This window comes from Bradyrhizobium sp., from assembly GCF_049581145.1.
In the GTDB taxonomy this organism is placed as follows: Bacteria; Pseudomonadota; Alphaproteobacteria; order Rhizobiales; family Xanthobacteraceae; genus Bradyrhizobium.
On record NZ_JBAURI010000635.1, the window covers coordinates 1 to 10,030 of the forward strand.

Annotated in this window: 10 protein-coding genes; 8 read left to right on the forward strand and 2 right to left on the reverse strand. The window is 60.2% G+C overall.

What is annotated here, in order from left to right; genetic code table 11:
- On the forward strand, positions 1 to 705 hold a 705-nt coding region (locus WCB02_RS20975; protein ID WP_423961039.1), incomplete at its 5' end, for a hypothetical protein.
- 287 nt (positions 706 to 992) lie between these two features.
- Here the strand turns inward: WCB02_RS20975 and WCB02_RS20980 are convergent.
- Both WCB02_RS20980 and WCB02_RS20985 read right to left on the reverse strand, forming a co-directional pair.
- Entirely contained in the window at positions 993 to 1,931 is a 939-nt protein-coding gene (locus WCB02_RS20980) for a hypothetical protein (RefSeq protein ID WP_423961041.1), read from the reverse strand.
- A gap of 35 nt (positions 1,932 to 1,966) precedes the next feature.
- A complete protein-coding gene (locus WCB02_RS20985) occupies positions 1,967 to 2,461 on the reverse strand; it encodes a hypothetical protein (protein WP_423961042.1) in 495 nt (164 codons plus the stop codon).
- Positions 2,462 to 3,545: 1,084 nt separating this feature from the next.
- Here WCB02_RS20985 and WCB02_RS20990 point away from each other — a divergent pair.
- The 7 genes from WCB02_RS20990 to WCB02_RS21020 form a co-directional block, all read left to right on the forward strand.
- Entirely contained in the window at positions 3,546 to 4,997 is a 1,452-nt protein-coding gene (locus tag WCB02_RS20990) for a hypothetical protein (RefSeq protein WP_423961044.1), read from the forward strand.
- Complete coding sequence (locus WCB02_RS20995) at positions 4,937 to 5,932, forward strand: hypothetical protein (RefSeq protein ID WP_423961045.1); 996 nt, start codon at positions 4,937 to 4,939, stop codon at positions 5,930 to 5,932. Before WCB02_RS20990 ends, WCB02_RS20995 begins: the two co-directional genes overlap by 61 nt.
- Positions 5,933 to 6,171: 239 nt before the next feature.
- Entirely contained in the window at positions 6,172 to 6,849 is a 678-nt protein-coding gene (locus WCB02_RS21000; RefSeq protein ID WP_423961046.1) for a hypothetical protein, read from the forward strand.
- Positions 6,850 to 7,209: 360 nt separating this feature from the next.
- Positions 7,210 to 7,680, forward strand: a complete 471-nt coding sequence (locus tag WCB02_RS21005) for a hypothetical protein (protein WP_423961048.1) — start codon at positions 7,210 to 7,212, stop codon at positions 7,678 to 7,680.
- A gap of 91 nt (positions 7,681 to 7,771) precedes the next feature.
- On the forward strand, positions 7,772 to 8,164 hold the full coding sequence (locus WCB02_RS21010; protein WP_423961050.1) for a hypothetical protein: 393 nt from the start codon (positions 7,772 to 7,774) through the stop codon (positions 8,162 to 8,164).
- A 255-nt stretch (positions 8,165 to 8,419) separates the two neighbouring features.
- Positions 8,420 to 9,337 (forward strand): hypothetical protein, encoded by a 918-nt coding sequence (locus WCB02_RS21015; RefSeq protein ID WP_423961051.1) that lies wholly within the window; start codon positions 8,420 to 8,422, stop codon positions 9,335 to 9,337.
- Positions 9,338 to 9,347: 10 nt separating this feature from the next.
- Positions 9,348 to 10,030: hypothetical protein (locus tag WCB02_RS21020; RefSeq protein ID WP_423961053.1), on the forward strand; the 683-nt coding region annotated here is incomplete at its 3' end.

Sequence of the window (10,030 nt, forward strand, 5' to 3'; positions counted from 1 at the left end):
GATCAGTATCGTCGCGCGGGCGAAGAGCGTTCGGGCGACTGGCGGCATCACGCGGAGCCCTTCAAATACTGGTTCCTGCGCTACTGCGGCAAACCCTTCCGGAAGGATAGCTACGGCGAGATCACGAACGTGATCCGGAAGATCTGGAAGTCGCGGCATCAAAGCCTCGACGAGGAAGGCGGCCCAACGCCTAAAGACGAGCAGACTCCCAGCCCGGAGCAGGTGGCCATAGACAATCAAACTGCCGCCGATCTCGACGCGGCGCTACGGGAGCTCGACCGGACCCACGGCGCGATGGCTCTCGCGACGAGGCTGATATTCGGCATCCATGCCTTTAGGCAGCTCGACGCCGACGCCTTGGTAGCGATCGGCGCAGGGCTTGCGTTGTCGCGCGAGCAGCGGGCGCTCCTGAGGACCGCTGCGAAAGCGGTGGAGTTCGCCGAGGGCCAGCGGAGGCTCTCCTCGAAGCAGATCGCCGACCTTATCGCCTATTCGGACAGCACCGTGCGGAGTTTGGCCCGCGGCGGCGCCAAGTTGCTCGCCGGCGCGACCCGTGGCCATAGGCGAAAAGCTGCGCCGGACGACTCTCACCGCAGCGACAGCAAGCCGACGGCGTCGAAACGGCAATTGAGACGGCTCGACGCCCAGAAGCGCGCAAGGCGCCTGGAGCGCCGCGAACTTGCAAAACGTGCGAAAGCCGTCTGATCAGGGTCGATTGCTGCCACCGAGCATGAAATTTGGCAAGGCACCGCAAGCCGATGTTGGCCCCAATCAGGATCGCATCCGGCGCATGAATGTCGCCTCCGACGTGTCCTACCGTCGGCGGAAGTAGCAGGAAGCCGATCGAAGGCGTTCGTCACGGGCGCAGCGGCGCGCGCCAGAAAGCTACACATCTGGCCGGCAGCGTCGCAAATCGAGGCGGCCTCCGAGCTAAGAAAGCGCGAAAGTGCGCCGACCGAGAGAGAGCGCATTCCGAGGGCGATCGATACCTCTTACTTCACCCGCGTCCATCTGCGGTCGATCGTGCGAGCCATCTCGGTCTCCAATCGCTGCACGCTGCCCGATTGAACCTTACGAGGATAGCCAGCCGCGCGAAGTATCCTCTGAAACCGCTGCCAGCCAACTTCGCGCGAGTCGCGGGTTTCATCGCTGATATATATCCTGATCCAGTTCGGTTCGGTTCGTTTGAGCAGCACCGCGCGCCGGCGGGTGATCGCACGGCCTTTGCCGTTCTTCGGATTGAAGACTTGGATCAAGGTATCGCCGACGCGGCACTCCTTGGCGAACTTACCTTTCTTGCCCCAGCGGATCCAATCGTATTCTTCGGCCTCCGCACCCAGCTTTTCGTTGATGTCCGAAGTGGCCCGATCGATGCGCTTCTGTTCATCCTCGGTGGGGGCGCGCTTTAGACTATAGACGCCGACGATCCATGTGGCGTTGCCAAGCCGGCGTATCCGGATCGGCTTCTTCGGCTTCCCTTTCGGCCATCCGGTCCGGACGACCTCGATCTTGCAGAGCGCAGCGATGTCATCTCGATCCAAGCGGCTCTTCTTCGTGCAGAGTTGGGCGATGAACGAGGCTACTCCGGACCTGATCGTCGGCTCGTCCGACAGCACGGCCGCATCGGTGAGCCCCGAACCGGACATGTTCGCCGATCCCACGACGACGTATTTCCCGATCAGCATAACTTTGGAGTGCAGGCCTTCGCGGCTGTGGATGATGACGCCGGCCTTGTGCAGTTTCGCGAGCAGCTTCGCGTCGGTCTGTCCGGACCTGATCGCTCGCGGGGAGGCGTCGGCGACGAGCAGGTCTCCCGAACGCAGGCCGATGTGGTCGGCCGTGACGTAGGCGATGGCGAGTTTGCGGCCGCTGGCTGTGTGGGCGAGCTTCTTGGCTTCGTGCCAAATTTCTGTCGTCAGGATCCTGTTCACGTCGGCTCACGGCTGAATGCGGACCGGCGGCCCTGCTAAGCGCGATGACATTCCCTGACCGCCCTTCGGTAGATTTTCTCTGACCAGTCCTGCACTTTCTCGGCGAGCTTCTCGCACTTGGAGTAAGGCTTGATCCTAAAAAATTCATACGCTTTCCGCATGTTGCCAGTCGAGAACTGCGTAACGCCCAGCTTTTCCACAGTCTCGCGGGTGCCGCGCGACTGGCGATGCGGATCGCGGCCTTGCGTCGGCGGGACTTGCCAGACCTCGGCCTCCCATTCGTCTCGATGTTTATAATAATTGGCGACGGCCCAGATGAGGGCGATTCGGCTGTGTCCGGTCTTTCGATAGATTCCGCCCAATTTGAAGACGCTCTGCCGGTCGAGGCCTTTAATCTCCATGGCGTATTGTTCGCTCATAAAGGCCACCAAGCGTTCCGATGCCTCGGCAACCCTCCGGATTTTCGCCTGCAGGATCAAGAAAGACGCACCGACGAGTTCCTCGATGTAGTCAGCCTCTGTATCCGCCACGGCGTCCGCGTAGTCTGAATTGCGCTACTTCGCAGCCTTTTCGCACGCCCGTTCCGAGCGACGAATAAGACTTGAGAAATCACCGAGTATTTGCCGAAAGCGCTCATCCTCGACCTCATATTTGAGCAGCCAAAGTCTGTGATTGCGGCTCGGTAGGGATGCGGGCCGCCGTTTCACTTTCGCCATTTCGCCACCTTCTTGATGGATGTGCTATCGATCTTCGCGATGATCGCCACCAGTTTTTCGGCCGCTCGTTTCGCGGCTCGTTGCAGGATTGTAGCGCAGGTCGTTCCTGTGCGACGTTTCGGCACCCTCGCGTCAATCTGTTCACGGAAAGAACCGCAGAAGCCACACCACCCTGCCGCTTGGCTTGATGGCAAGGCGCTTGTTCTCATTGACGCCCGATCCGGAGGCTAATCCATGCTTGTTCCGTTTGCACACGCTAATAATGTCGGTGATCGATTTCTCGAGCTTTTGCGCAGAGAGAAGATCGAGCCTCCGCTTAGATCGGCCATCGAACATGAGCTTCTCTCGCTCACTGAACTTTTGGAAATCTGTAAGAACCCAGCCTTGGCGCAAGGCGCGAACGAAGAAAATGTCCTTAGGAGTGCCGCCGGAATCTACGACCTGGCCGCCAAAGTTTTGACCGTGGAGCCGTTGCCGGAATTCAGGCAGCAATTTCTGCCCCATCTAAAATTGATCGAGAAAATCAAAGTCAGAGTGGCTTCGCTGGGACAGAATGCGCTCAGCGAGTATGACGATGATACGGCCCGCAAAATAGCCGAGCTCTACTTAGGCTGCCTGGCCGCTCATCTCGGAACGAAGGTGGAACTCGATCATCCAGAGAATTCGAAGGGCGACAACCCGGACGTGATGTTCACGCTTACTGATGCGCACGAAAATGAACGACGCTGGGCGCTCGCAATTAAATCGATTTCGACGCTGAACGGGCAGACGATCTTCGAACGGATCTCTGACGGCGCTAGGCAGATCGACGATCCAAAATGCGGAGCATCCGAAGGATGGGCTCTTCCTGTTCGGCCCTGTCGCGTCCGGACAGAACCCGGCCCGCATGGACGTAGGAGTGATCGCGACGCCGGTCGGTCTCGAAAAGTATTCGAAGTGGATCGCTTCGATCGAGAAATTCATCGACGTGCCGCCGCCTGCGCCGAACCGCAAGCGCAACGACGCCAATACCTTCGTTTGGCCCGGTTTCGAGGCGGTCTATGGCGCCGCCTGGCCGAGCAAGCCGTTCGCGACATGTACGATCGACGCCGTCGAACTCAGTAAGCGGATTCTTGGTGCAGACCGGCACCAGGCGATCTATTCCGCGGTCGCGTTGTATGAAGAGGCACTAAGGAAGTATCTCCGCGAGGAGGAGGCGCGCCCGCAGTTGTGGTTCGCGGTGGTGCCCGACGACGTCTACAAGTACGGCCGGCCCAAATCGACGGTGCCCGTCAAGCTGCGTACGCCGGGTACCCGCAAGCTCGGGATGAAGGCGGCACGCGCGATCCTGACGGAAGGTTCGATGTTTCAGGAGGAGAGGGAGGCGGCGGCCGTCTACGAATACGAACTGAACTTCCACAACCAGCTCAAGGCGCGGGTCATGGACACCGGCCAGGTTATCCAAGTCGTCAAGGAAGTCACGCTCGATCCGCCGACCGAGAAGGCCAAGGCGCAGATGCAGGATCCGGCGACCATCGCCTGGAATCTCTCGACCACCAGCTTCTACAAAATCGGCGGACGCCCGTGGCGCCTCGCTGATCTGCGCGACGGCGTTTGCTACGTGGGGTTGGTGTTCAAGCGGATCGATCGGCCGAGCGGGCGTGATAACGCCTGCTGCGGCGCGCAGATGTTCCTCGGATCCGGCGATGGTCTTGTCTTTAGGGGGGCCGTAGGCCCCTGGTACTCCGAGACGAATGACGCCTTCCATCTCGATCAGGATCAGGCAGCCAAGCTGATGGAGATGATCGTCCGCGCGTACAAGGACAATCACGGCGAGGCGCCGAAGGAATTGTTCATCCACGGCAAGACAAACTTCGAATCCAAGGAATGGGCGGGATTCGCCAGCGCGGTTCCGCAGTCGACCAATCTGGTCGGCATCCAGATCCGCGACAACGCGGACGTCAAAGTTTTCCGATACGGCGCCAACGCCGTGCTACGCGGCACGGCCGTCGTGACGTCCGAAACGTCGGGTTACCTCTGGACGCGCGGATACATCCCGCGACTTCGGACGTACCCGGGCCGCGAAGTGCCGAATCCGCTCACCGTCGAGATCAGACGCGGTGACGCAGATATCGAGCAGGTGATGCGGGATGTGATGTCGCTGACGAAGCTTAATTTCAACGGCGCCGAGTTTGCGATGGCCTGCCGGTCACCTTGCGCTTCGCCGATCTGGTTGGCGAAATCCTCACGGCGGGTCCGATCACGCCGCACGCGCCGCTGCCCTTCAAGTTCTATATCTGAGAATGCATCATGGCCTCCGCTCCGAAGACGCCATCACTCTATTCGCGCATGCAGGCCCATGGCACGCTAACGGAAGAGCCGCGCGGCGTTCCAGACGCGCGCTTCGCGCTGCCGTCGACGATCAACTGGATGCGTGCATTGGCGATCCTCACCGTCGATCAGAGGATCGATTACTCCGCGGCGAGGACCTTCTACGCCAAGGTGCAGGCGCGTGGACTGCCCGAACGCGAGTTCAATACCGTCTGCGAACAGCTTTTGTTCGTCCTGAATCAGATCGGAGCTCTGCAGGTTCTGGCGACAGCCCCGAACAAAGCCGACGTGGCCAGAACTGCGATCGTCGCCTGGTACTACGGCGTCTACAGTGCCGCCTCGGCGATGACGGCGGCGATGGACGGTTCGTTTCAGGATAACCACAGCGAGACCGCGCGAAAGTGGCAGGAGCGCTTCCCCGCTCGAAATCTGGCGATGCATCCGTTTGCCGACTTCCTCTCTAGCATCCTTCCCGCCACGGCTGATGCCGAGCTTGCTCCAATGAGGGCGCGGGGTCGTCATTCCTTGGTCAACGCTCCGTCGACCGCACAGGAAGCTTGGGGTTGCTGCGCTGAATATCTTTCCGGAACGGCGGGTTGGGAGCGATGGAACGTCGAGGAGAGAGTACGGGAGAATTCTACGTTCAAGGTGTTACAGGTTTCGGACTTCAGGACGAAGGCCGCGCGCGAGTTGCGTGATGCAGCCTATGATAAGCGGGGCATCGCGTTCCTCCACCAGGCATCTCGATATCGTGGAAAGGCAAATTACCGCGACGCTATTTACCTCGCATACGGAACGTCCGTGCCGGCATTGTTGACGGGATTCATCGACGACCTGCTGACTGTGTTGAAGGCCTTCGCGGCGATGGCGGGTGCCTATTGCTCGGTGCGGGTCGGCAAGATGGCGTGGGCGGACTTCGTGGACGACTTGGATCGCAAGAAGGCCATTTCGGTCTCGCCCAAGGACATCTGGTGACCGTCGATCGAGTGTTTGCGTCAAACTACCAACGCGGGTCGAGAGATCGTGGCGGTCGAACTGTCCGCTGTCTCTTGCGGTCGGTTGGCGATCTTGCCGAACGAGACCCTGATCTTCGCTTGCCCGGAAAACTCTTTGTTATCGATAAAGCGGTGGCGGTTAGGCCCGACGGCTCGAGTTAACGGTTTGATACGGTCGATCTGGATTCTTGGCGTTCGAGACCTCGCAGGGAGCGACGCATGCTCAACGGCCACTGGGATTGCCATCACTTGCTTCTCGACTTCGAAACAGTCGACGGCGACACTATCCGGATTGCCCGTCCGTGGCTCACGTTTCTTGTGGACCGCTATTCGCGCTGCATCGTCGGATTTTCGCTGTGCACTACCCCGCCTTCAGGGGACGCCATCTTCGACGCCGTGCGTATGGGCATCAAGCGAAAGGATAAGATGCTGGCCCGCCTCGGCGGCATGACCAATTCTTGGGAATGCCACGGCGTACCAGCCGCCGTCACCACAGATGCTGGGCGAGGCTCCCACTCGGAAAAGCTTCGCGGAGCGAGTGAAGTGTTGCAGTTCAGCCTTCACTTCAAGCCGCAGAGAAAGCCGTGGCTTACGGGCCAGATCGAAAGCTGGTTCAATTCTCTCGAACGTCCCGGCGGCAAAAGCCTTAGAGCGCTATCGCTCGGAGAGGCCAGTTGGATCGTCACGAAATGGATCGTCGACATCTATCACCAGCAGCTTGATCCCGCTTTGGATTGCACGCCTGCGCAGATGTGGGGTTCGGGTCTCCAAAAGACACCCATTTTGCGCGTCGTTCCCGACGATTTGGTCGATGTGGACTTCCAGCAGCCCATTCCGCGAGCCATTGATCGTGCTCAGGGGGCGCCGCCTTCAAGCTCCGGTTCGCTCGAATTCTAGCGGGATACTACTGTACTAGTGACTCAGCGGTACGTATCGTTCCGGCATCCGGCGTGCGTTTCGCGCCAATAGACAGCAGCTGACCTCCGATCGGAACGTCCGGTAAAAAAATTGGAGCCCAGGTTCCAAGTCTCTCGGGCAGACGTTGACGGCGTTCACGCGATTCTCCGCCCGCATCTAGCGCGCTTAAACCGCGACGGCGCTTTCGTCCGGCTCCGGCCGACTAAAGAAAACCCGCGTCTTCTCTAAATAGCAACGATTTCAAAAAGGATTGTTGACGGTCTCCTTTTATTTGGCTACCATAATGGAGAAAGTTGAGGCCGTGCATTGACGCGGCAAGCCGATGGTCTCTGAACGTCGATGGCCGTAAAGCATCAATACGAGGTCAAGCAACTGCGCGCCGCCTATCAAGAGGCGTGGAAGACCACTCTGGATTTTCTGAAATGGTGCGGCGAGCAGGAGACGACGCCGCGTGAGACCACGGTCGAGGAGATCCAGGAAGCCATTGGAGCGAGCCGCCGCGAGATGGCGGACCTAGTCAGCGGGATCATCGAGGTGAAGATCGGCACCCGCATCATCGGCCGGCACGGCAGCAAGACGCGACTCCGCTGGCTCTTCACTTTGCGTAGCATCGAAAAGGTCGCGCGGGGCGAGACAGAGATCTTGGTCGAGACCGGAAGCGACACGCCGTTCGCAAGCGACCATCTCAGGGAATACTCGTACCCCCTTCGGGAGGATGAGGAACAAGTTCTCTTTAAACTGCCACGCGATCTCACTCAACGGGAAGCAGATCGATTGGCACTCTACATCCGTTCTCTGCCCAAGGACTGAAGAAACCGAAGCGAAACCGCCGGGCACGCCTTCTTACCGTTGGCGCGAACGGTCGGACTTTGCCTCAGCCAACGAAGCGAAGGAGGTTCGAATGAATGCGATGCCGTCAAGGACCATGCTCGTCGTCGAAATCGAAAGTCTGCCCACCGCGAACGACCCCGGAATCCAAGAAGCGATCCTGTACGTCTTGTGCGAGCCGTCGTGCATGCCGGCCCCCGGTATCATGATCACCGGCGTCGGCGGCGAGATGAAGAGTTCCGAACGGTGGCCGTTTTTCATCAACAAGGACGGCCGCGGAGATTGGGGCGCCGCCTGCGAAGACGAAGGCGAGCGTTTCTTCGAAACGAACATGCGGGGTAAACCGATGAAGGTGTCTGAGCTCCTTACCGTGAAGGCTGCCCATCCGGACTGGCCCGGCAAGCAGGTCGAGACCACCTTCCGGATCCGCAAGACCACCGCCATCGCCGGCCCGGTGCTCCAATGATCGGCGCACCGTCGCATCGAGGTTCGCAAGCGGAAGGACCGATTTAGGACCTTCAACGTCCGTCGGGTTGACATCATGGGGGATCGCCCACATCTTGACGGGTGGCCGATCCGGCCACGCCGTTCACGCTGGCGAAGCCTTTCGGGCAGGATCCCGATCTTCGCGTCTTCATCCCTCATGGACACCCTTTTCATAGGGCGCCTTGGGGCCGAGTGAACCAGCCTCTCTAAGTCGCGCGCCCGCGATGAGGACGTCATGCGTTTCCATTTTCAGAATCTCGACCGGCCAAAGAAGGCCGCCAAAAAGCTCGTTCGCCTTCTCGATGGTGCAATTCCGCTGTCGAAGGTGCAGAACGGTCTCGCGGTAGCGGTCGGCTACCGCGATTGGCATGAACTCGAAAATTCGCACGCGGAGGGCGCGGCGACGCCTTTGGATCAGCAACTGCCTCCGGACGTGTTCCACGATCGGGCCGCCGGCTTGGCGCTCAGGCTCGCGGCCTCGCTTGGGATCGGCGACGGCTTGGCGCAGCAGGCCCTGCTTGCCTCCCGATTGACGGGCGACGGCGCGACATCCGAGGACCATCTCGTGATCCGCTCGCTATGTTGGAAGGCGTCCGGTCGCTGGCCTTCGACCGGTATGGCCGGCACGGTCGTCCGACTTCGTGTCCCGTTCGGGGTTTCGCGGCGCGTCGCCCTGTTGACCGCTAATTTCGATGCCGGAAGAAGCGACCTGGTCCAGATCATCAGCGACAATCGCTGCGGGGTTTGCGGCCGAAGCGAGATCGCCGTCCCGCGTGACCCGCTGCCCCTGTTCGTTCCCCATCGCCTACGCCTCGCCTACGGCGCATGGGTCGAGCCGGATGGAAGCACCGTGCTGTTCTCCCGCGACTATGCCCCGTTATGGCGCCTTCGGGAGGGCCAACCTCCGGTCCAGGTGTCAGCAACCGAATGGATTAAGCACGTCGGGCAGACCTGGTTCTGGGGCGATGGATCTGCGCCTTGGGACGATGTCGGGAGGCTGCGCGAAGAAGTAGACCGCTTGGCTTCCTACGGCATCGTCGGCTTGCCGGACTTGGTCGACCTTTTGCCCGTCATGGTCGCCTCGGTCGGCAACGTGCAGATGCCCGGTCGAATTCTTGAAGACATGCGCGCCCCGCGCGCCTTGGCCGGTTAGGAGGACGGACGTGGACGCAACCGTCGAATCCGCGTCCGAACTGATTGACCGCTTCGAACAACTATTGTCGTCATGCGGCATCAGCGTTCCGAAGCACGCGCAGACCGGCGCGGACATGCTCTCGATGTGGAAAGTGTTGCAGCGTGTTCGGGCCGGCTTCAATGGAAGTCCGGATGAGCTCAGACACGAATACACGACCGGTCTGGCCGCCCACGACTTGGCGGCGAAGATGCTCGACGTGTGCCAACTCCCGCAATTCGCGGATCTGGTGCCTCATCTCGATCTGCTGACCAAGGGGGCGATCCATCTGACCGAAATGCCGCCGGCCTATCCGGACGGGTACAACAAGCTGATCGAACTCTACTGGGCCGGTCTCTGCCTCGGCGCCGGCTTGACCATCGAGCTCGATCATCCGATCAAATCCGACGGGAAAAACCCGGACATCATCACCAGCGCCGAACTGAGGCGATCCAAGCATGGCTACGCGCTGAAGACCGTCCGGTCGCCGCACACGCAGAACATGCTCGATCACCTCAAGAAGGGCATCGAGCAGATCGAGGTGTCGTCGAGCACCGAGGGGATCGTCGCTTTCAATCTGACGCCGCGCCTACTTCAGGAGCACTCAATCTGGCCTCATGGCGGATGTTTTCTCGACTGGAATATGCCCGCGGCGGCCGTAGTGCAGGGTTGCGC